The 22027-nt window shown below is 67.9% G+C and carries 14 protein-coding genes; 6 read left to right on the top strand and 8 right to left on the bottom strand.

From position 1 onward, the window contains the following. Window positions 1-2 precede the first annotated feature (2 nt). Window positions 3-890, top strand: coding sequence for a regulatory signaling modulator protein AmpE (gene ampE / locus AC5P9C_RS09190; protein ID WP_329850745.1), 888 nt, complete (start codon window positions 3-5; stop codon window positions 888-890). A gap of 481 nt (window positions 891-1371) precedes the next feature. Here the strand turns inward: ampE and AC5P9C_RS09185 are convergent, their stop codons facing one another. From AC5P9C_RS09185 to AC5P9C_RS09150, 8 genes are all read right to left on the bottom strand, one after another. After that, complete coding sequence (locus AC5P9C_RS09185; RefSeq protein ID WP_049468614.1) at window positions 1372-1797, bottom strand: DUF2752 domain-containing protein; 426 nt, start codon at window positions 1795-1797, stop codon at window positions 1372-1374. A 43-nt stretch (window positions 1798-1840) separates the two neighbouring features. Beyond that, a complete protein-coding gene (locus AC5P9C_RS09180; protein WP_005419785.1) occupies window positions 1841-2119 on the bottom strand; it encodes a CD225/dispanin family protein in 279 nt (92 codons plus the stop codon). A 34-nt stretch (window positions 2120-2153) separates the two neighbouring features. Further along, complete coding sequence (locus tag AC5P9C_RS09175; RefSeq protein ID WP_005419784.1) at window positions 2154-2441, bottom strand: CD225/dispanin family protein; 288 nt, start codon at window positions 2439-2441, stop codon at window positions 2154-2156. Between the two features lie 229 nt (window positions 2442-2670). Beyond that, complete coding sequence (locus tag AC5P9C_RS09170) at window positions 2671-4560, bottom strand: MFS transporter (protein ID WP_150827897.1); 1890 nt, start codon at window positions 4558-4560, stop codon at window positions 2671-2673. 42 nt (window positions 4561-4602) lie between these two features. Continuing rightward, entirely contained in the window at window positions 4603-6780 is a 2178-nt protein-coding gene (yccS, locus tag AC5P9C_RS09165) for a YccS family putative transporter (RefSeq protein ID WP_329850748.1), read from the bottom strand. 974 nt (window positions 6781-7754) lie between these two features. Continuing rightward, window positions 7755-10877, bottom strand: a complete 3123-nt coding sequence (locus AC5P9C_RS09160) for an efflux RND transporter permease subunit (RefSeq protein WP_074726629.1) — start codon at window positions 10875-10877, stop codon at window positions 7755-7757. A gap of 31 nt (window positions 10878-10908) precedes the next feature. Then, entirely contained in the window at window positions 10909-14142 is a 3234-nt protein-coding gene (locus tag AC5P9C_RS09155; RefSeq protein WP_049466413.1) for an efflux RND transporter permease subunit, read from the bottom strand. A 74-nt stretch (window positions 14143-14216) separates the two neighbouring features. After that, window positions 14217-15461: an efflux RND transporter periplasmic adaptor subunit gene (locus AC5P9C_RS09150; RefSeq protein WP_049466411.1), complete on the bottom strand. Its 1245-nt coding sequence runs from the start codon at window positions 15459-15461 to the stop codon at window positions 14217-14219. Window positions 15462-15647: 186 nt separating this feature from the next. Between AC5P9C_RS09150 and AC5P9C_RS09145 the strand changes: the two genes are divergently transcribed. The 5 genes from AC5P9C_RS09145 (at window position 15648) to AC5P9C_RS09125 (ending at window position 21990) form a co-directional block, all read left to right on the top strand. Then, window positions 15648-16967 carry a M20 family metallopeptidase gene (locus AC5P9C_RS09145; RefSeq protein ID WP_053462592.1) on the top strand — a complete coding sequence of 440 codons (1320 nt, stop codon included), beginning with the start codon at window positions 15648-15650 and terminating at the stop codon, window positions 16965-16967. Between the two features lie 491 nt (window positions 16968-17458). Further along, entirely contained in the window at window positions 17459-18277 is an 819-nt protein-coding gene (queF, locus tag AC5P9C_RS09140) for an NADPH-dependent 7-cyano-7-deazaguanine reductase QueF (protein ID WP_164688974.1), read from the top strand. A gap of 285 nt (window positions 18278-18562) precedes the next feature. After that, window positions 18563-18856 (top strand): LysM peptidoglycan-binding domain-containing protein, encoded by a 294-nt coding sequence (locus AC5P9C_RS09135; protein ID WP_049410686.1) that lies wholly within the window; start codon window positions 18563-18565, stop codon window positions 18854-18856. 45 nt (window positions 18857-18901) lie between these two features. Then, the gene (locus AC5P9C_RS09130; protein WP_049467593.1) at window positions 18902-19414 is read left to right on the top strand and encodes a hypothetical protein; all 513 of its coding nucleotides are present in this window, start codon (window positions 18902-18904) and stop codon (window positions 19412-19414) included. Window positions 19415-19767: 353 nt separating this feature from the next. Beyond that, window positions 19768-21990 carry an NADP-dependent isocitrate dehydrogenase gene (locus AC5P9C_RS09125; protein WP_164688973.1) on the top strand — a complete coding sequence of 741 codons (2223 nt, stop codon included), beginning with the start codon at window positions 19768-19770 and terminating at the stop codon, window positions 21988-21990. Window positions 21991-22027 lie beyond the last annotated feature (37 nt).

The following is a 22027-nucleotide window of genomic DNA, read 5'->3' as shown; positions in this document are numbered from 1 at the left end:
CCATGTTCACCACTCTGGCCGCCGTGCTGGTGGCGCTGGCCCTGGGCCATGTTGCCCCCGCCGCTGCCGCTTCGCTGCGCCGTTTCGACGGCTTCCGGCGCTGGCTGGGCTGGCTGGACGCGCACGGCGGCAAGGCATGGCAGGGACCGGCCGGTGCGGCGCTGGCGCTGCTGCCGCCGCTGTTGCTGATGGCGCTGCTGGCGTGGCTGCTGCGCGGGGTGCTGTTCGGCCTGCCGTCGCTGCTGCTGGGCGTGGCGGTGCTGGCCTGGTGCTGGGGGCCGCGCGACCTGGATCGCGATATCGAAGCCATCATCGATGCCGATGACGCGGCGACGCGGCAGGCGGCCGTGCGCAACCTGCAATCCGCCGGCGGCAGCCTGCGCGAGGACGTGCCATCGCTGGTCGAGGCGACCGTGCTCAATGCGCTGCGGCGCTGGTTCGCGGTGCTGTTCTGGTTCCTGTTGCTGGGCCCGGCCGGTGCGTTGGGCTACCGCTTGCTGGCGCTGATGGCGGAAAGCCCGATGCGTGCACGCGTGCCTGTGGAGCCGCTGGCACTGGCGCAGCGCCTGCTGGGCTGGATCGAGTGGCCGGTAGCGCAGCTGATGGCGTTTTCGATGGCGCTGGTGGGCAACTTCGATACGGCGTGGAAGGCCTGGCGACAAGCCCATGGCGAGCGCCTGGCGGGCACCATCGGTTTCCTGGGCGCGGTGGCGCGGGCCAGCGTCAACGCTGAGCTGCGCGAGGATGCGCACGATTACACCGAGGCCGGGCTGTTGCCGGTGTGGCAGCGGCTGCCGGACCTGCGTGATGCGATGAGCCTGGTGTGGCGGATGCTGCTGCTGTGGCTGGCGATTCTCGCCCTGCTGGTGATTGCAGGCTGGGCGACGTAGGTGTTTTGGCAGGGCTTGCAGCCCTGCACCTGCAGAGGCAACAGAGCAACAGCAACGGCAACAGCTGGATTGCTGCGGGTTGGCGGGGTGGGTCGGATGGCGGGGGACGCCGTGAATCCGTCCATGGAGGCTTGGTCGCCGCATCCATGCGGCTCACACCCCCCCCATCCGACCCACCCCGCCTTCGACAGTTTTCCGCGCACGGACGTTCTCCAGAGTCGAGCCATGCTTGGCTCCGAGCGAGCGTAGCGAAGCGATCCGCTTCCGCTTTTGATCTTCTCTTTCTTTTCCGTGGTGGACGTGCACGGAAACTGTCCGTGGCCGGGCGGGTGGGCTGCGCAGGGGCGTGAGCCGCATGGATGCGGCGACCGAGCTTACATGGACGTACTTGCAGCGACCCCTGCGCAGTCCACCCGCCCGGCCAATCCCATGATCGACAAACGCCGCCCACCACGAGGGGCTGCGCCGTTGGCTGGAAAACCTAGACCGGTGCCAGTGCGGTGAACGGTGCCCACGGCAGGTTGCGCAGCAGCGCATACCCGGGCAGCAGCCAGAGCCAGAACGTGGGATTGGCCAGTACCCGCATCAACGGGTCGAGCACGCGCGGGCGGATGCCGGCGGTGTTCAGCAGCATCAGCAACAGGAACGGCAGGCTGATGACCAGCAGCGGGTTCATCGCCATCGCGCCGGGCAGGTCGAAGTGGACCAGTGAATACAGGCAGCGGGTGCTGCCACAGCCCGGGCAGTACAGGCCGGTCAGCGCGTACAGCGGGCAGCTCGGCAACGGATTGCCGGCGACATAGGGATTGACGTTGCGCAGCACCAGCGCGGCACCGGCGGCCAGTCCGGTGGCGGCCAGCAGCGGTGCCCAGCGGGCCAGTCGGGATCGGGAGGGCAGTGCGGACATGCAGCAACGGATCCGGCGCAGGCGCCGGATCCGTCCACGCGGATCAGTAGCCGCTGTTGCTCATCGCACCCATGCCGCCGAGAGCGACGATCAGGATGCCGTACAGCACGCCGACCACGACGGCGGCGATGGCCGACCAGATGGCCCACTTCTTGGCCTTGGCCGACGATTCCTGGGCACCGGCGATATCGCCAGCGGCCAGCTTGCCGTTGACCTGCGCGGCGTAGACGATCGAGACGATGCCGGCCGGCAGGCAGCAGAACAGGGTGCTCAGGATGGCCCAGACCAGGTTGTTCGGGACCTGCGGAGTGGCGGTGTTCATGGGTTCAAGCTCCTTGATGGGTGGTGGTGGTGAATCATTGGTCGGAAAGAGCGCCCAGTACGGCCAAGCCGCCGAACAGCCCGAACCACAACAACAACAGGACCGGCAGGGCCACGGCCGAAGCCACCGCCCACCAGCCCGCCTTGCGCGACGCGCTGTAGGCCCCCGGCAGGTCGCCCGCCGCGCGGCGGCCATCGACCTGGGAGGCGTAGACGATCGACACCACGCCCAACGGCAGGCAGCAGAACAGCGTCGTCAGGATTGCCCAGACCAGATGGTTGGGGATGTAGACCGGACGGCTGAGCGGTGGCGGTTGATTCAAAGCGAGACTCCATTCCTTGGTGGCCGGCCCTGGTGCATTGGCCGAACCTCCCCCCTGTGGGTGCGTAATCTACCTCAACCTGCGCTGCATGTATGCGGTTACAGTCAGATACTGCCGTGTATGGCCCTTGACCGGGCGCGTCTGACGGCCCCTGCAATGAAACAGAGGCCGTCGTGGCAGGGGGAATGGGGCTGTTGCCTGGAAGGGTTACCGGCGGCCGCGCGGCCGATCAGGCGTGATCACCACGCAGGGCCCGCACCTGAGCCTCCAGCACCGGGGCGCTGGTGGCGCGGCCATCCACGGCCGGTGCCGCCACCACCTCGACCGTGGCGCGGAAACGACGCGGCACCCGCATGCGGCCCAGCCGGCTGTCGCGCCGGCTCCACATGCTCGACCACATGCCACGCAGGGCCATCGGCACCACCGGCACCGGCCGTCGCTCGAGGATCTTCTCGACGCCGGACTTGAACGGCGCCATCTCTCCGTCGCGGGTCAGCGCACCTTCCGGGAAGATGCATACCAGCTCACCCTCGGCCAGCGCAGCGTCGATCTCGTCGAACGCGCGCTGCATCAGCGCCGGGTCCTCGCGCGCGCCGGCAATCGGGATCGCCTTGGCAGTCCGGAATATCCAGCGCATCACCGGGATGTTGAAGATCTTGTAGTACATGACGAAGCGCACCGGGCGCGGAATCGTCGCCGACAGGATCAGCGCGTCCATGTAGCTGACGTGGTTGCAGACCAGCAGTGCGGCACCTTCGTCCGGCACGTTGGCCTCGATGCCGTGCGGGCGCAGCCGGTACAGGGTGCGCACCATCAGCCAGCTGAGGAAGCGCATCAGGAATTCGGGGACGATGGTGAAGATGTAGATCGCCACCAGCGCGTTGGCGATGGCCAGTGCCAGGAACTGCTGCGGAATGGTCCAGTGCAGCAGCGTGTGCGCGGCCAGCGACAGCAGCGCCGCAGCGACGATGAAGCCCGAGTTCTGGATGTTCAACGCCGCGAACACGCGCGACATCTGCGCCTTCGGGGTGCGGCTCTGGATCAGCGCGAACAGGGGTACCACGAAGATGCCGGTGAACAGGCCGATGCCGATCAGGTCGATGACGATGCGCAGGCTGCCGGGCTGCTGCAGGAACGGCCCGATGGTCAGCCCGTGCACGGTCGCTTCGCCGCTGCGGGCGAAGTACAGGTCGAGCAGGAACGCGGTCATGCCAAACGCGCCCAGCGGCACCAGGCCGATTTCCACGGTACGGGCCGACAGCTTTTCGCACAGCAGCGAGCCGACGCCGGTGCCGACCGAGAACAGGGCCAGCGCGAAGATGTACAGGGTCGGCTCGCCGCCCAGGTTGGTGACCGCGTAGGCCGGCAGCTGGGAGGTCAGTACGGTGCCGACGAACCAGAACCAGGACACGCCCAGGATCGAGTTGCGCACGGCCTTCTGCTGGCGCGCCATGCGCAGCACCGCCAGCGATTCCGGCAGTGGGTTCCAGTTGATCTTCAGGGTGGGGTCGCCGGCATCGACCTTCGGGATCAGGCGCGCGGCGATGTTGCCGCAGATCGCCAGTGCGATGATCGCGCACGCGGCCACCACCGTGCCGTGGCTGCCGGCCACGGTGAACACCAGGCCACCGACGATCATGCCGGAGAGGATCGACATCGAGGTGCCCATCTCGACCAGGCCGTTGCCGCCGGTCAGCTCTTCGGGCCTGAGCACCGAGGGCAGGACCGAGTACTTCACCGGGCCGAACAGGGTCGACTGCATGCCGGTGCAGAACAGCGCGACCAGCAGCACCGGCAGGCTCTGGGTGAGGAAGCCGGTGGCCGCCAGCGACATGATCACGATCTCCATGGTGGTGGTGATCACGATCAGGCGCGATTTCTCCAGCTTGTCGGCGATCTGCCCGGCCAGTGCCGAGAACAGGAAATACGGCAGGATGAAGATGGCCGGCGCCAGGGTGGCGTACAACCCCAGTTCTTCTTCCGGCACGGCCATGAACAGCAGCATGCTGATGATCGCCTGCCGGTACACGTTGTCATTGAACGCACCGAGCGCCTGCACCACGAAAAACGGCAGGAAGCGGCGCTGGCGCAGCAGGGCGAACTGGTTGTGACCGGACATGGAACCTCCTTGACCGGCGCAGCCTAGCATTCCTGCCCGCGATCAGGTCAGACTGGTTACCGCCTCATTGGCCGCCGCCCGCACCTTCGGCAGCATCCGCAGGACCAGTGCCATCTGCGTACGGATCAGCTGCAGTTTCGGCGGCATCGCGTCCTCGATCTGCTCCAGCTCTGCGGCCACCGCGCGGTCAGCGTCGTTGTCATCCTCGGCGACCGGTTGCCGAGCGGCCAGCGCCGAGGCCAGCTGCTGCAGTGCCTTGCGCACGCGCTCACCGGCCGCCAATGCCAGCGGATCGCCGGCATAGCTGTCCACCTGGTCGCGATGCGCGCCCAGGGCCGACAGATGACCGAGCAGGGTGTTGGACAGCGCCAGGAAACGGAAGCCGGCGTCCAGGTTGCGGCGGACATGGCCCGGCTCGCGCAGCATGTTCGACAGCGCGGTGGACAGCGCAGCATCGGCGTTGTGCATGTCGCGCCGGGCGATGCGGTAGGCAAGGTCGTCGCGCATGCCGCTGCGGTACTGGCCGAGCACTGAATCCAGGTAGCGGGCGGCGGTGTCCAGCACGCGCGCCAGCACCAGGTGCAGCTGGCGGCCCTGCCAGTCGGGCAGGATCAGGAACGCCGCCGCTGCGGCGATCGCGCAGCCCAGCACCGTATCGACCATGCGCGGCACGATCAGCACGAAGCCATCACCGATCAGGTTGAAACAGGTCAGGGCCATCACCGTGATGGCCGCCGACGCCACCAGGTAGCGGTCGGTGCGGGTGAAGAAGAACAGCAGCGCCGACAGCAGGGCGATCAGCAGCTGCACGTGCAGTTGCGGGAACAGCTGCAGCAGCGCCCAGGTCAGCACCAGGCCGGCCAGCGTGCCGACGATGCGCTGCGCCAGGCGCTGGCGGGTGGCGCCGAAGTTGGGCCGGCACACGAACACGATGGTCAGCAGCACCCACGAGCCGTTCTGTGCATTGAACAGGCGTATCGCGGCAAAGCCGGCGATCAGCGCCAGCGCCATGCGCAGGCCATGGCGGAACAGCACCGAGCCGGGCGTGAGCTGCTGGCGGATGCGCACGCCCATCTCGCGCAACGTGTGCGGGTTGCTGTCGCGCAGACGGGTGTCGACGTTGTCGAGGCTGGCTTCGGAACGCTCGGCATCCAGCAGCCGCCGTTCGATGCTGCGCAGGTTGTGCACCAGCAGGTCCAGTGAACCGAGCAGGCGCTGCCATTGCGGCCGCTGCTGGTCGCGCAGGTAGGCCAGCGCATCGGCCAGGTCACGCCCGGCCTGCTGGTTGCTTTCGCCGTACACGAACGGACGGCGCAGGCGGATCGCTTCGCCCAGGCGCGCGCAGGCCTGGCCCTGCAGGTCGAGCAGGCGCTGGCAGCGGTACAGCACGTCGCTGTGGAAGAACGCGTCCACCAGCGCGCCATAGGGGTAGTGCGAGGAACTGGCGCGCTCGTGGAAATCCTGCGCCATGTAGTACAGGCGCAGGTACAGTCCGGAATTCACCCCCGGTCGGCCGGAGCGGCCGAAGCGGGCCAGGATCGCGGTCTTGGCCTCGTTCAACGCACCGACCACACGGCGGTTCTGTTCGGCCAGGTCGAGCTGGCGGCGTTGCAGGTCGGCTTCGCGCACCGGTTCGAACAGCGCGGCCTTCAGTTGCAGGTAGCGGCCCAGTTCCTGGTACAGCCGCGCAATGCGCTCACGCACCGGCCGGTTGGCGAACAGCGCGGTCCACAGGATCGACAACAGGCCGTACCAGACCGCGCCGGCCAGCAGGTGGCTGACCGCGTCCAGCGCACTGTGCAGGTCGCTGGCACCGTGCTGCTCCAGGCCGATCATGGTGTAGATCGCCAGCGTCACCGTGGCCTGGGCAATGGACGCGTAGCGCTCGCCGAGCGCGCCAAGCAGGGTCAGGCCGAAGGTGGACAGTGCGAGCGCGCCGATGAAGACCCACGGCCACGGGAACAGCCAGATCACCGAGGCCGCAGCGAGGCAGAAGCACAGCAGCGACAGCATCACGGCCTTGGTCCGGCCCCACCAGTTGTCGTCGGTTTCCGCGATGGCACTGGCGATGATGCCGAGGAACACGCCCGGCAGGGCAGTCAGTGCATCGAACTGCCAGCACACAGCAACCGCGGTGGCCAGCGCGATGAACACGCGCAGGCCGTAGCTGGCCTTTTCGTGGGCCCAGAGGCGGCTGAGGCGGGATTGTCGGGCAGGCATGCAGGCTCAGTGGACGGATCTGCCGCCATTATTGCGGCCTGCGCGTGAAATATGGAGTGCGGCTCAGCGGTCTGCACCCACGATAGTGCCGGCCGCTGGCCGGCAGCTTGGCCGCTCGGTGCATCGACAAAGCCGGCCAGCGGCCGGCTCTACCAGAGCGATGCGCGTTGCGCGCGCCTGCGCACGCGACGTGCGGGCCAACGGTCCGCACCCACGGTAGTGCCGGCCGCTGGCCGGCAGCTTGGCCGCACGATGCATCGGCAAAGCCGGCCAGCGGCCGGCTCTACCAGAGCGATGCGTGTTGCGCGCGCCAACGGTCCGCACCCAGTCCGCCCCCACGGTAGTGCTGGCCGCTGGCCGGCAGCTTGGCCGCACGATGCATCGGCAATGCCGGCCAGCGGCCGGCTCTACCAGAGCGATGCGCGTTGCGCGCGCCTGCGCACGCGACGGGCGCGCCAACGGTCCGCACCCAGTCCGCTCCCACGGTAGTGCCGGCCGCTGGCCGGCAGCTTGGCCGCACGGTGCATCGGCAAAGCCGGCCAGCGGCCGGCTCTACCAGAGCGATGCGCGTTGCGCGCGCCTGCGCACGCGACGTGCGGGCTAACGGTCCGCACCCACGGTAGTTCCGGCCGCTGGCCGGCAGCTTGGCCGCACAGTGCATCGGCAAAGCCGGCCAGCGGCCGGCTCTACCAAAGCGATGCGCGTTGCGCGCGCCTGCGCACGCGACGGGCGGGCCAACGGTCCGCACCCAGTCCGCACCCGCGGTAGTGCCGGCCGCTGGCCGGCAGCTTGGTTGCACGGTGCATCGGCAAAGCCGGCCAGCGGCCGGCTCTACCAGAGCGATGTGCGTTGCGCGCGCCTGCGCACGCGACGTGCGCGCCAACGGTCCGCACCCACGGTAGTGCCGGCCGCTGGCCGGCAGCTTGGCCGCACGGCGCATCGGCAAAGCCGGCCAGCGGCCGGCGCTACCAGAGCTATGCGCGTTGCGCGCGCTTGAGCAGCTTCGCTTCGCGCCTGCGCGCGCGACGGGCGCGCCAGCGCTCGGCCAGGCACGAGAAGATCACGTACAGCGCCGGCGTGCTGAGCAGGGTCAGGCTCTGCGAGAACAGCAGGCCGCCGATCATCGCGATGCCCAGCGGGCGGCGCAGTTCGGATCCTTCGCCCAGGCCGATCGCCAGCGGCACGGCGGCCAGGATCGCGACCATTGTGGTCATCATGATCGGGCGGAAGCGGACGATGCTGGCTTCGCGTGCAGCGTCGCGCGGCGCCAGCCCATGCTCGCGCTGCGCCACCAGGGCGAAGTCGATCATCATGATCGCGTTCTTCTTGACGATGCCGATCAGCAGCACCAGCGCGATCATCGAGATCACCGACAGCTCGGTGTTGGTGCCGAACAGCGCCAGCAGCGCGCCGACGCCGGCCGCAGGCAACGTGGACAGGATGGTGACCGGGTGGATCAGGCTCTCGTAGAGCATGCCCAGCACCAGGTACACGGTCAGGATCGCGGCCAGTACCAGGATCAGCATGTCGCTGGGATCGGAGTTGAAACCGAAGCCGGCGTCGTCGGCCAGGCGGATGTCACCGGGCATGCGCATGCCGGCCACGGTGGCATCGATGATCGCCTTGGCCTCACCCATGCTCACGTTGGGAGCCAGGTTGTAGCTCAGGTCCATCGTCGTGTACTGGTTCTCGTGGGTGATCTGCGACGGTGCCAGCCCGGGCATCTGGGTGGCCACCGCGGTGATCGGCACCATGTCGCCGTTGCGCGCGCGCACGTACACCTCATCCAGCGCCGCCGGCGTGGCGGTCTGCGAGGGCAGCGCATTGACCACCACGCTGTACTGGTTGATGTCCGAATAGATGGTCGAGATCTGGCGCTGGCCGAACGCGCCGTACAGCGCACCGTCGATGGCACCCACGGTGATGCCCAGGCGTGCGGCCTTGGCGCGATCGATCTGGATGTTCTGGCGCAGGCCGGCGTTGTCCACGTCGGTGCCGACGTCGCGCAACTTCGGGTTCTTCTTCAGTTCCGCTTGCAGTTTGGGCAGCCATTCCTGCAGTGCGGCCAGGTCGTTGCCCTGCAGGGAAATGCGGTACTGCGCACCCTGGCTGGCGCCGCCGCCGTCGTTGCTGGGCAGGTCCTGGATCGCGCGCAGGCGCAGCTGCAGGTCGGGGTAGCGGTCGGCCTTCGCACTCAGCCGTGCCAGGGCATGCGCGGTGGTTTCACGGCGGCCTTCCTTGCGCGATTTCAGCTCGATGTTGAACTGCGCGCTGGAGCCCTGGCGGCCACTGCCCAGGCGCACGCCCACCGTTTTCACCGCCGGGTCGGCCATCAGCATGTCGGTGATGCGGCGCTGGCGGGCGACCATGTCCTCGAAGGACACCGTGGCACTGGAGTTGGCGCGGCCCCAGATGAGGCCGGTGTCCTGCGGCGGGAACGCGCCCTTCTTCACTGCGCCGAACAGGAACACGGTGACGCCAATCAGGATCAGCGGGGTCAGCGACAACAGCAGCGCGTGGCGCAGCGAGAAGTCGAGGAAGACGGTGTAGATGCGCAGCATGCGCTCGTGGCCGGCGTCCAGCCAGCGGCCGAAACGCGACGGCGGCGCGCTGTGGTCGTGTGCACTGAGGAAGCGGCTGCACAGCGCCGGGGTCAACGTCAGCGAGACAATCATCGAGACCACGATGGCTGCCACCAGGGTGACGGTGAACTCGCGGAAGAACGCACCCATCATGCCGCTGGCGAACAGCAGCGGAATGAACACCGCCACCAGCGAGGCGGTGATCGAGACGATGGTGAAGCCGATCTCGCGCGCACCGGTCAACGCCGCCTGCATGCGCGGCATGCCCTCGTCGAGATGGCGCATGATGTTCTCGATCACCACGATCGCATCGTCGACCACGAAGCCGATCGCGATCACCAGCGCCAGCAGGCTGAGGTTGTTCAGGGTGAAGCCCATCACGTACATCACCAGCGCGGCACCGGCCAGCGACAGCGGCACGGTCACTGCGGCGATCAGCGTCGGTGCCAGCCGGCGCAGGAACAGCGCCATCGTCAGCACCACCATCGCCAGGCTGATCAGCAGAGTGATCTGCACTTCATGCAGCGACGAACGGATGGTCGGCGTACGGTCGAAGTACGGCGTCATCGTGGTGCCTGGCTGCAGGTAGTCGCGCAGGGTCGGAATCTGCGCCTTGACCCGGTCCACGGTCTCCACGATGTTGGCGCCGGCACGGGTGAACACGTACATCACCACCGCCGGCTTGTGGTCGAACCAGGCGGCCTGGTAGGCATCCTGCTGGCCGTCGTAGACGTTGGCGACGTCCTTGAGACGGATCACCCGGCCATCGCCCTGGGTCTTGACGACCAGGTCGGCGAAGTCGGCCGCACGCGCCACCGAATCGTTGGCGATGATCGCGGTGGTGGTGTTGCCGTCGCTGAGGAAGCCGGTGGGCGAGGTCACGTTGGCCGCACGCACCGCATTGCGCAGGTCATCGGCGGTCAGGCCCAGCGCGTTCATCAGGCGCAGGTTGACGTCCACGCGCACCGCTGGCGTCGACGCGCCGGCGATGTCGACCGAGGCGACGCCACTGATCTGGCGGATGCGCTGTGCCAGCAGCGAATCGGCGACGTTGTACAGCTCATCGGCCGACTGCGTCTGCGAGGTCAACGCGATGGCGATCACCGGGTCGTCGTTCGGGTTCGCCTTCTGGTACATCGGCGACCCCATGCCCGAGGGCAGGTCGGCCTGGGCCGAGTTGATCGCCGTCTGCACGTCCAGCGCGGCCGAGTCGATGTTGTGGCCGCTCTGGAAGATCATGAACACCAGCGAGCTGCCTTCCGAGCTCGACGAGCGCATGCGGTCGATGCCCGGCAGCTGGCCGAGGTGGCGTTCCAGCGGCGCGGTGACCGTGGACGCCATGGTCGCCGCATCGGCGCCGGACTGGCTGGCATGCACGAAGATCACCGGGATCTCGATGTTCGGCAATGCCGACACGCCCAGGCGCAGGTAGCAGATCAGGCCGACCATGAACAGGCCGATGGCCAGCAGCGCGGTGCCGATCGGGCGGCGGATGAAGGGGCCGGACAGGTTCATCGCGCGGCCCCCCGCAGCAGCGGGGCGTGGATCATGCCTGCGGCTCCTGCAGCGACCCGTCGCGCAGGGCGCGCTGTTCGCGGCGGCGCGCCAGCCACTCGGAGAAACGCTCCATGTACAGGTAGATCACCGGGGTGGTGTACAGGGTCACCAGCTGCGACAGCAGCAGGCCACCGACGATGGCGATGCCCAGCGGGCGGCGCAGCTCCGAGCCGATGCCGGTGCCCAGTGCCAGCGGCAGCGCGCCGAGCATGGCCGCGGCGGTGGTCATCATGATCGGGCGGAAGCGCAGCAGGCAGGCACGGCGGATCGCTTCGTGCGCGTTGGCGCCGGCGCGACGCGCCTCGATCGCGAAGTCCACCATCATGATGCCGTTCTTCTTGACGATGCCGATCAGCAGCACGATGCCGACGATGCCATCCACCGACAGGCTCAGGCCGCACACCATCAGCGCCAGCAGCGCGCCGACACCGGCCGGCGGCAGCGTGGAGATGATCGTGATCGGGTGGATGTAGCTCTCGTACAGCACGCCCAGCACGATGTAGATCACCACCAGCGAGGCCAGCAGCAGCCACACCACGTCGGTCTGGCTGCCGGTGAACTCGGCGGCCTTGCCGATGAACTCGGCATGCAGGTGGGTGGGCATGTCCAGGCTGTCCTTGGTTTCCTGGATCGCCCGCACCGCTTCGGACAGCGAATAGCCCGGTGCCACGTTGAACGACACGGTCACCGCCGGCAGCTGTTGCTGGTGGCTGACCACCAGCGGCGCACTGCTGACCTTGCCTTCGGCCAGCGCAGACAACGGGATGATGTTGCCGGCGCCGACGGTGATGCCGGTGTTCTGCGCGCCGATGCCGGTGGCGGTCGACGAGTTGGACGAAGTGACCTGGCCGAAGCTGGTGGCGTTGGTGCCGGTCAGCGCGCCGGCGCCGTTGGAGGCCACCGCCAGCTGCTCCATCAACGCGGTGCTGGTGCGGAACTCCGGCGCCACTTCCAGCACCACGCGATACTGGTTGAGCTCGGTGAAGATGGTGGAAATCTGGCGCTGGCCGAACGCATCGTAGAGCGTGTCGTCGATGGTCTGCATCGGCACGCCCAGCACGCTGGCCTTGTCGCGGTCGATGTTCAGCTCCAGGGCGCGGCCCTGGTTGGACAGGTTGTTGTCGACGTCAGCCAGTTCCGGGCGCTTGCGCAGCGCTTCGGTCAGGCGCGTGGCCTGGGTGGCCACCGTTGCCGAATCCACGTCCGACAGCGAGTACTGGTACTCGGTGGCGGCCACGCGGGTATCCAGGGTCACGTCCTGCACCGGCTTCAGGTACAGGGCCACGCCCGGGATCCCGGCCACCGCCTTCTGCAGGCGGGGCAGGATCTGCTCCAGGCCGTCGCGCTGGCTGCGCTCCTTCAGCACGATCGACAGCTGGCCCTGGTTGAGCGTGGGGTTCATGCTGCCGGCACCGATGAACGCCGACACGCCGGTCACGTCCGGATCCTGGCGCAGCGCTTCGGCGACCTGCCGGGTGCGCTGTTCCATCTGCGGGAAGGCGATGTTCTGGTCGGCCTGCACCACGCCGGTGATCAGGCCGGTGTCCTGTTCGGGCAGCAGGCCCTTGGGAATCAGCACATACAGCAGCACGGTCAGCACCAGCGCGCCGCCGGCCACGGCCAGGGTCAGGCGCTGGTGGCCCAGCACCCAGTCCAGGCTGTGCTCGTACAGGCCGACGGTGCGCGTCCACAGGTTCTGCTTGCCGGCCGCCGCTGCACGCTCATGCGCGTCCTCGCCTTCGGGCAGGGCGTCGGGCTTGAGCAGGTAGGCGCACATCATCGGGGTGAGCGTCAGCGAGATCAGCATCGACAGCACCACCGCGATGCTCAGCACCCAGGCGAACTCATGGAACAGGCGGCCGGTGACGCCGGGCATCAGCAGCAGCGGCAGGAACACGGCGACCAGCGAGACGGTCAGCGACAGCACGGTGAAGCCGATCTGGCGCGCACCGATCTCGGCCGCTTCCTTGCCGCTCTTGCCCTGCTCGATGTAGCGCACGATGTTCTCGATCATCACGATCGCATCGTCGACCACGAAGCCGGTGGCCACCACCAGCGCCATCAGCGAGAGGTTGTCCAGCGACATGCCGGCGAACGCCATCACCGCAAAGGTGCCGGCCAGCGACAGCGGCACCGCCACCGAGGGGATGATGGTGGCCCACAGCCGGCGCAGGAACACGAAGATCACCGCCACCACCAGGCCGATGGTGAGGATCAGGGTGAACTGCACTTCATGCACCGAGGCGCGGATGGTCTCGGTACGGTCGTTGAATATCTCCAGGTGCACGTCTGCCGGCAGCACGCCCTGCAATTGCGGCAGGATCGCGCGGATGCGCTCGACGGTCTGCACGATGTTGGCACCGGGCTGGCGACGCACTTCCAGCAGCACCGCCGGCTTGCCATCGGCCCAGGCGGCGAGCTGGTCGTTCTCCACGCCATCCACCACCTCGGCCACGTCCGACAGCCGTACCGGGCGGCCGTTCTTGTAGCTGATGATGGTGTCGCGGTATTCGGCGGCGCTGGCCAGCTGGTCGTTGGTGCCGATGCTGTAGGACTGGGTCTTGCCGTTCAACGAACCCTTCGGCGCATTGACGTTGGCCTGGGTCAGCGCACTGCGCAGCTGCTCCAGGGTCAGGCCCATGTTCGACAGCTGCGCCGGGTTGACCTGGATGCGCACGGCCGGGCGCACGTTGCCGGCAATCGACACCAGGCCCACACCCTGCACCTGCGACAGGCGCTGGGCCAGGATGGAGTCGGCGTAATTGTTGACGTCGCGCAGCGGGCGCGTGTCAGAGGTCAGTTTCAGGGTGACGATGGCCGCGTCGGCCGGGTTCACCCGGTTGTAGACCGGCTGGTAGGGCAGCGACGAGGGCAGGGTGGCCTGGCGGATCGCCGCCTGCACGTCCTGCGCGGCGATGTCGATGTCGCGGTCCATCGAGAACTGCAGGATGATCGTGGACAAGCCGGCCGACGAGTCGGAGGTCATCAGCTCCAGCCCGGAGATCTGCCCGAACTGGCGCTCCAGCGGGGTGGTGACCAGCGAAGCCATGGTGGTGGCATTGGCACCGGGGTACTGGGTGGTGACCACCAGGCTGGGTGCATCGATTTCCGGCAGCGCCGACACCGGCAGCTTGCGGTAACCCAGGATGCCCAGCAGCAACAGGCCCGCCATCAACAGCGAGGTGGCGATCGGGCGGCGGATGAAGATCGTCGAAAAGCCCACGGACTGATCCTTGCTGGCACTTCAATGTCGGCGCCGGCGGGTCTGCCGGCGCGAGGGAGATCAGTGGCCTGCGCTCAGCGCGGGCCACCACCGCGACGGCCACCGCCGCCCGCGTTCTTCTGTTCGGCCGCCTTCAGTTCGGCCTCGGTCGGTGCGGCCGGGGTCTCGCCCGGCTTCAGCGCGGTGACCTTGCTGCCCGGCTTCAGGCGGAACTGGCCCTCACTGACCACGCGCTCGCCGCCCTTCAGGCCTTCGGCGATCTGCACCTGGCTGTCGCCCACTTCCACGCCGCTGCGCACGGTCTGCATCTTCACCGTGTTGTCGCCCTGCACGACATAGACGTACTCGCCGTCCGGACCCCGCAGTACCGCCTGGGTGGGAATGACCACGCCGCTGGCGATCGTGCGCAGCTGCATGCGCACGTTGACGAACTGCCCCGGCCACAGGCCGTTGTCGGCATTGTCGAACACGGCACGCGCCTTGAACGTGCCGCTGTCCGCGCTGATCAGGTTGTCGACCACATCGAGCTTGCCGTCGCCGGACAGCACGTGCGAATCGGCGCGGTCCAGTGCGGCCACTGGCACCGTGCCGGCGGCCTGTGCCTGGCGCACGTCGCCGAGTTGGCGTTCGGGCAGGTTGAACAGCACGTGGATCGGGTGGATCTGGGTCAGCGTGACCAGTGCGGTGCCGGCGTTGACCACGTTGCCGGCATCGACCGCGCGGATGCCGGCGATGCCGGAGATCGGTGCGGTGACCTTGGTGTACTGCAGCTGCACCTGCGCCGAGCGCATGCTGGCCTCGTTGGCCGCCACCGCGCTTTCGTACTGTGCCACTTGGTTTCGTTGTGTATCCAGATCGGTCTTGGCGACGTACTGGCGATATTCCGGTGCGTTCGAGCGCTGGTAGTTGGAGCGCGCGGTGGCCAGCAGCGCCTCGTTCTGGCGCTTGGCCGCAGCGGCCTGGTCGTAGCTGGCCTGGGCGGTGCGCGGGTCGATCACCGCCAGCACGTCGCCCTGCTTCACTTCCTGGCCTTCGCGGAAATTCAGGCTCATCAGCTGGCCGCCGACCTGCGGGCTGACGGTCACGGTGTTCATCGCAGTCACCGTGCCCAGCGCGCTGGCGTACACCGGCACGTCCTGGCGCGTGGCATCCACCACGGTGACCGGCACCGGGCCGGCATCCGGGTCTTCGCCGCCCTGGCGCGCGCCCGCAGCGGGTTTTCCAGCCTTGTCCTTGCCGCCGCCGATGACGCGCAGGCCGACCACGGCCAGCACCAGCACTGCCACGACCAGCAGCACGATCTTCCAAACACGTGACATTACGAGGACTCCAAGAGGGCTGGACCGGGCGGAGCCCGGCGGGCAATGCGCAAAGCATACCTGTGCCACATCACGTTTCCTGCATGACGGATGGGACGGGCGCTAAGACCGGATCCGGCCGCGGAGGTTCCCGTGGCGGCGGTGTTGCCCTACATTCAGCTGGAACCCCCTGCCGTGGAGATTGTGATGCGCCGTTCGCTGCTGCTGTCCGCCCTGCTGCTGGCCCTGCCGGCCCTTGCCCACGCCCAGGACGGGCAGCGCCCGGAAGTGACCGCTGCCGCGCAGCGGCTGCAGGCCAAGGTGGTCGAATGGCGCCGCGATTTCCACCAGCATCCGGAGTTGTCCAACCGCGAGGCGCGCACCTCGGCCGAGGTAGCCAAGCGCCTGCGTGCGATGGGCCTGAAGCCGAAGACCGGCATTGCCCACCACGGCGTGGTGGCGATCATCGAAGGCGGCAAGCCCGGCCCGAAGATCGCGTTGCGCGCGGACATGGACGCCTTGCCGGTGACCGAGCAGACCGGCCTGCCGTTCGCCTCCAAGGCGACCGACCAGTACCGCGGGCAGACCGTGGGCGTGATGCATGCCTGCGGCCATGATGCGCATACCGCCACCCTGCTCGGCGTGGCCGAAGCGCTGGTGTCGATGAAGAAGGACCTGCCGGGCCAGGTGATGCTGATCTTCCAGCCGGCCGAAGAGGGGGCCCCGCCGCCGGAAGAGGGTGGCGCCGCACTCATGCTGAAGGAAGGCCTGTTTGCCGATTTCAGGCCGGAGGCGGTGTTCGGCCTGCACGTGTTCTCCAGCGTGCAGGCGGGGCAGATCGCCGTGCGCGGCGGCCCGTTGATGGCGGCCTCGGACCGTTTCGGCATCAAGGTGATCGGCCGCCAGACGCACGGCTCGGCGCCGTGGAACGGTGTTGATCCGATCGTCGCCACCGCCGACCTGGTGGGGACCGCGCAGACCATCGTCAGCCGCCGCGCCAACCTGTCCAAGCAGCCGGCCGTGCTGACCTTCGGCGCGATCAACGGCGGCATCCGCTACAACATCATTCCCGATGAAGTGGAGATGGTCGGCACCATCCGCACCTTCGACGAAGGCATGCGCCAGCAGATCTTCGCCGACCTGCGCAACGTGGCCGAACACACGGCGGCCGCGCATGGCGCCAAGGCGGTGACCGACATCTACGAATCGGAGGGCAACCCGGCCACGGTGAACGACCCGGCGCTGACCGCGAAGATGCTGCCGAGCCTGCAGGCGGTGGTGGGCAAGGACAATGTGTACGAGCCGCCGCTGCAGATGGGCGCGGAGGATTTCTCGCTGTACGCGAAGGAAGTGCCGGGGATGTTCTTCTTCGTCGGGTCCACCAGCGTGGGTATCGATCCGGCGACGGCGCCGGCCAACCATTCGCCGAAATTCCTGCTGGATGAGAAGGCGCTGGACGTCGGGTTGAGGGCGCTGCTGCAGGTGAGCCTGGATTACCTGCACGGTGCCGGCACCCCGGCGGGGTGAGGGTTTCCGGCAGGGCTGCGCCCTGGGTACGCGACATCGCATGCGCGCTGTCGCTCCCACGGTTCGCTGCGCGAACCGTGGGCCCCCCTTACCAGCTTCCAGACCCCTGCCGCTTCGCGGCCGCCCCCTGACTCAGGGGGCTTTCCTCCAGACCCGATCCCGTGGCTTGCCGGTAGATCCACGCCATGCGTGGATGGCAGACATCGCAAATGTCCGAAGGATCGGATTTTGATTCTCTGATCTTTCCCGTGGTGGTGGCCGCGCGCAGGGAACTGTCACGGGGCGGGTGGGTAGGCGGGGCGGGGGTGTCCGCGGCATGGATGCCGCGGCCAAGCCCCCAGGGATGGGTTTACGGCGTCCCCCGGCCCGCCTGCCCACCCGGCCAAGCCGATAGACCGCCTTTCGCGACCATCCAACACAACCACCACGGAGGGGCTCCGCCGTTGGCTGGCCCGGCCGAAGGCCCACCCTCGCGCGATACAATGGCGCCCATGAACACCCCCCAGGATTCCAGCCTCGGTCGCGAGGTCAGTTACCCGTCGCAGTACGACCCCGGCCTGCTGTTTCCCATCCCGCGCAGCGGCGCCCGTGCCGAGATCGGCCTCGATGATGCCGCGCTGCCGTTCGTCGGCCACGACCGCTGGCATGCATTCGAACTGAGCTGGCTCGACCCGCGCGGCAAGCCGCAGGTGGCCGTGGCCACCGTCCAGGTGCCCTGCACCTCGCCGCGGTTGATCGAGTCGAAGTCGTTCAAGCTGTACCTGAACTCCCTCAACAGCACCCGCATCGACAGCGCCGAGGCGCTGCGCTCGCGCATCGCGGCGGATCTGTCGGCCTGTGCCGGTGCGCCGGTCCAGGTCGAGTTCGGCCTGCCGGGCCTGCGGGAGACGCCGCTCGGTGAATCCATCGACGGGCTGGACGTGGAGATCGACTGCTACGGCCCGCCGCGGGCCGACTTCCTTGCCGCCGATGTGGGCGAGGTGGTGGAGGAGACCCTGGTTTCGGCGCTGCTGAAGTCCAACTGCCCGGTCACCGGCCAGCCGGACTGGGCCACGGTCAGCCTGCGTTACCGTGGGCCGAAGATCGACCGCGCCGGCCTGCTGCGCTATCTGGTCAGCTATCGCGAGCACGCCGAGTTCCACGAGCAGTGCGTCGAGCGGATCTTCAGCGAGGTGTCCGCGCGCTGCCAGCCGCACTGGCTGGAAGTGGAGGCCCGCTACACCCGCCGCGGTGGCCTGGACATCAATCCCTGGCGTGCCAGCCCGGGCATCACCGCCCCGGCCGCGACCTACCGCGAGCTGCGGCAGTAGCCGCCGCAGGCGGCTGCTCGTTGCGCCGGGCCAGGCCCGGCGAGCACCGGCCAGCGGCCGGCACTACCATCGTTCGCAGGCGGTTACGGGTGGTGCCGGCCGCGGGCCGGCAATCGGCCAGGGCCCGATTCCCCTGGCACAGCCGGCCAGCGGCCGGCACTACCGGGCGTCCATTCCCCCGATTGTTCAGCCGCCCCCGGGGGCGGCTTCACATCTGCACCATCCCCATTTAACAACCGCCATGGCACCGTGCGAGCCACGTAGTCATGCAGACGGGAGTTGTGGATGAGTACCGAGAAGAAGGCCGATTTCTCCGGCGTCAGCAGCAGCGTCGACAGTACCGCCGAACAGGCACCGAAGGCGGACTTTTCCGGCGTCAGCGCCTCGGTGGACAGTACCGCCGACGTTGTCAGCGGCGGCACCTACACCGTGCAGAAGGGGGACTCGCTGTCGAAGATCGCCAAGCAGCATCTGGGCGACGCCAATGCCTGGAAGAAGATCTTCGAAGCCAACCGCGATGTGCTTGATGACCCGGACAAGATCTTCCCGGGCCAGACCCTGAAACTGCCGCCGAAGTAAGCCGGCGATCGACCGCCGTCCGACAATCCCTGGGAGGAACCCCGAATGATCAAGACCACCCCGCTCCAGACCGCCCTGATCGCCGCACTGCTGGGCAGCGTTGCCCTGGTCGGCTGCAAGAAGAAGGAAGAGTCGACCGACAGCACCGCCGCCCCGGCGGCCACTGCTCCGGCCGAGCCGGCAGCGCCGGCCCCGATGACCGGCGCGCCGCCGCCGATGGCCGAAGCCGCTGCGGTCAGCGTATCGGCCGTCACTGTCGGCAAGACCGCAGCCGCAGACAAGTCGGTTGCACCGGCGGCCCTGTTCTCGCCGAAGGACGACATAATCGTCTCGGTCAAGACCGACGGCGCCGCCAACAACGTCAACGTCGGTGCCAAGCTGACGTTCCAGGATGGCCAGGTGGCCGGCGAGCAGAACGCGGCGCTGAACACCAGCGGCGCTGAAACCACCAACGTCACGTTCAAGAATGCAAAGGGCTGGCCGGTCGGCAAGTACCGCGCCGAGGTCATGGTCGATGGCAAGGCGGCCGGAACGCCGCAGGAGTTCGAGGTCAAGTAAGTCCTGCCGACTCTCTCCCGGCAGGGCTCACGATGGACGCAGCCGCGAGGCTGCGTCCTTTTTTATTGCGCCGAGCCCAGGCCTCACCCGCGCATGGCGTGGATCTACCAGGAATGTCATGCGGCGGCGCAAGCCCGAGCCGATGAATCACTGCGTTGCAGTACCGCCGCGTATGGCGCGGCTTTGCCCCGCGCGGCTGAAAACGCGACAATGCAGGGGTTTCCCCGCCGCGCGCCCACCCTGACGGCGACGGGGGAAAGCGTGGGGCCCGGCCCCGCGCGCGACACGGTTGCACGTGGCCCGGCGCTGGCGCCGGCCTTCCCCTGAGCACTGCTACAGAGTCCAAGTCCCCCATGTCCAAGATTCTCTACACGCTGACCGACGAAGCCCCGTTCCTGGCCACCCAGTCGCTGCTGCCGATCGTTGACGCCTACACCGCCACTGCCGGCATCGTGGTGGAAACCCGTGACATCTCGCTGTCCGGGCGCATCCTGTCGCAGTTCCCGGAACTGCTGGCCGACGCGCAGAAGGTCAGTGACGACCTGGCCGAGCTGGGCCAGCTGGCGACCACCCCGGACGCCAACATCATCAAGCTGCCGAACATCTCCGCCTCGGTGCCGCAGCTGAAGGCGGCCATCAAGGAACTGCAGGACCAGGGCTATCCGCTGCCGGACTACCCGGAAACCCCGGCCGACGACCAGCAGCGCGACTACAAGGCGCGCTACGACAAGGTCAAGGGCAGCGCGGTGAACCCGGTGCTGCGCGAAGGCAACTCCGACCGCCGCGCACCGCTGTCGGTGAAGAACTACGCGCGCAAGCACCCGCACCGCATGGGCGCCTGGTCGGCCGATTCGAAGTCGCACGTCGCGCACATGGCCGCCGGTGATTTCTACGGCAGCGAGAAGTCGGCCACCCTGGCCAACGCCGGTTCGCTGAAGATCACCTTCCACGGCAACGACGGCAGCACCGTCGTGCTGAAGGAAAAGACGGCGGTCAAGGCCGGCGAGATCGTCGACGCCGCCGTGATGAGCCGCAAGGCACTGGCCGCGTTCATCGGCGAGCAGATTGCCGATGCCAAGGCCCAGGGCGTGCTGTTCTCGCTGCACCTGAAGGCGACCATGATGAAGGTCTCCGACCCGATCATGTTCGGCGTGGTCGTCGAAGAGTTCTACAAGGATGTGCTGGCCAAGCACGCCGACGCCATCAAGCAGGCCGGCTTCGATGCCAACAACGGCATCGGTGACCTGGTCGCACGCCTGCCTTCGCTGCCGGAGGCTACCCGCGCCGCCATCGAAGCCGATCTGAAGGCCGAGTACGCGCAGCGCCCGGCGCTGGCCATGGTCAACTCGGACAAGGGCATCACCAACCTGCACGTGCCGAGCGACGTCATCGTCGACGCCTCGATGCCGGCGATGATCCGCGACTCCGGCAAGATGTGGAATGCCGAAGGCAAGCTGCAGGACACCAAGGCCGTCATTCCGGACCGCTGCTACGCCGGCGTGTACCAGGCCGTCATCGACGACTGCAAGGCGCACGGTGCCTTCGATCCGGCCACCATGGGTTCGGTGCCGAACGTCGGCCTGATGGCGCAGAAGGCCGAAGAGTACGGCTCGCACGACAAGACCTTCCAGATCACCGCCGACGGCGTGGTCAAGGTCACCGACGATGCCGGCACCGTGGTGTTCGAGCATGTCGTCGAAGCCGGTGACATCTGGCGCATGTGCCAGACCAAGGACGCGCCGATCCAGGACTGGGTGAAGCTGGCCGTCGAGCGCGCCCGCCTGAGCAGCACCCCGGCCGTGTTCTGGCTGGATGCCGCCCGTGCCCACGACGCGCAGGTCATCGCCAAGGTCGAGCAGTACCTCAAGGACCACGACACTGCCGGTCTGGACATCCGCATCCTGCCGCCGGTGGAAGCCACCGCGTTCTCGCTGGACCGCATCCGCAAGGGCGAGGACACCATCTCGGTGACCGGCAACGTACTGCGTGACTACCTGACCGACCTGTTCCCGATCATGGAGCTGGGCACCAGCGCCAAGATGCTGTCGATCGTGCCGCTGATGGCCGGTGGCGGCCTGTTCGAGACCGGCGCCGGTGGTTCGGCCCCGAAGCACGTGCAGCAGTTCGTCGAGGAAGACTACCTGCGCTGGGATTCGCTGGGTGAATTCCTGGCCCTGGCCGCGTCGCTGGAACACCTGGGCAACCGCTACGACAACGCCGCTGCCCGTGTGCTGGCCAAGGCGCTGGACGAAGCCAACGGCCAGTTCCTGGACAACGACAAGTCGCCGTCGCGCAAGCTCGGTGGCATCGACAACCGTGGCAGCCACTTCTACATCGCGCTGTACTGGGCCCAGGCCCTGGCCGCGCAGGACGAAGACGCCGCCCTGAAGGCGCGCTTCGCCCCGCTGGCCAAGGCGCTGACCGACAACGAGCAGAAGATCGTCGAAGAGCTGATCGCGGTGCAGGGCAAGGCCGTGGACATCGGGGGCTACTACCGTCCGGACGTGGCCAAGGCCAGCAAGGCGATGCGCCCGAGCGCGACCTTCAATGCCGCGCTGGAGCAGTTGCGCGGCTGATCCATCGCCGTTCGGTGGTGACACTGGAACCCGCGCT

This window comes from Stenotrophomonas sp. YJH_SMC_10 (genome assembly GCF_059371555.1).
The sequence above is the reverse complement of the archived record's forward strand: the minus strand, read 5'-3'. Positions and strand labels throughout refer to the sequence as shown.

Excerpts from the sequence above, each read along its gene's own strand:
- ampE (WP_329850745.1), top strand. The coding sequence starts at position 3 with ATGTTCACCACTCTGGCCGCCGTGCTGGTGGCGCTGGCCCTGGGCCAT.
- AC5P9C_RS09185 (WP_049468614.1), bottom strand. The coding sequence starts at position 1,797 with ATGTCCGCACTGCCCTCCCGATCCCGACTGGCCCGCTGGGCACCGCTG.
- AC5P9C_RS09180 (WP_005419785.1), bottom strand. The coding sequence starts at position 2,119 with ATGAACACCGCCACTCCGCAGGTCCCGAACAACCTGGTCTGGGCCATC.
- AC5P9C_RS09170 (WP_150827897.1), bottom strand. The coding sequence starts at position 4,560 with ATGTCCGGTCACAACCAGTTCGCCCTGCTGCGCCAGCGCCGCTTCCTG.
- yccS (WP_329850748.1), bottom strand. The coding sequence starts at position 6,780 with ATGCCTGCCCGACAATCCCGCCTCAGCCGCCTCTGGGCCCACGAAAAG.
- AC5P9C_RS09160 (WP_074726629.1), bottom strand. The coding sequence starts at position 10,877 with ATGAACCTGTCCGGCCCCTTCATCCGCCGCCCGATCGGCACCGCGCTG.
- AC5P9C_RS09150 (WP_049466411.1), bottom strand. The coding sequence starts at position 15,461 with ATGTCACGTGTTTGGAAGATCGTGCTGCTGGTCGTGGCAGTGCTGGTG.
- AC5P9C_RS09145 (WP_053462592.1), top strand. The coding sequence starts at position 15,648 with ATGCGCCGTTCGCTGCTGCTGTCCGCCCTGCTGCTGGCCCTGCCGGCC.
- queF (WP_164688974.1), top strand. The coding sequence starts at position 17,459 with ATGAACACCCCCCAGGATTCCAGCCTCGGTCGCGAGGTCAGTTACCCG.
- AC5P9C_RS09135 (WP_049410686.1), top strand. The coding sequence starts at position 18,563 with ATGAGTACCGAGAAGAAGGCCGATTTCTCCGGCGTCAGCAGCAGCGTC.
- AC5P9C_RS09130 (WP_049467593.1), top strand. The coding sequence starts at position 18,902 with ATGATCAAGACCACCCCGCTCCAGACCGCCCTGATCGCCGCACTGCTG.
- AC5P9C_RS09125 (WP_164688973.1), top strand. The coding sequence starts at position 19,768 with ATGTCCAAGATTCTCTACACGCTGACCGACGAAGCCCCGTTCCTGGCC.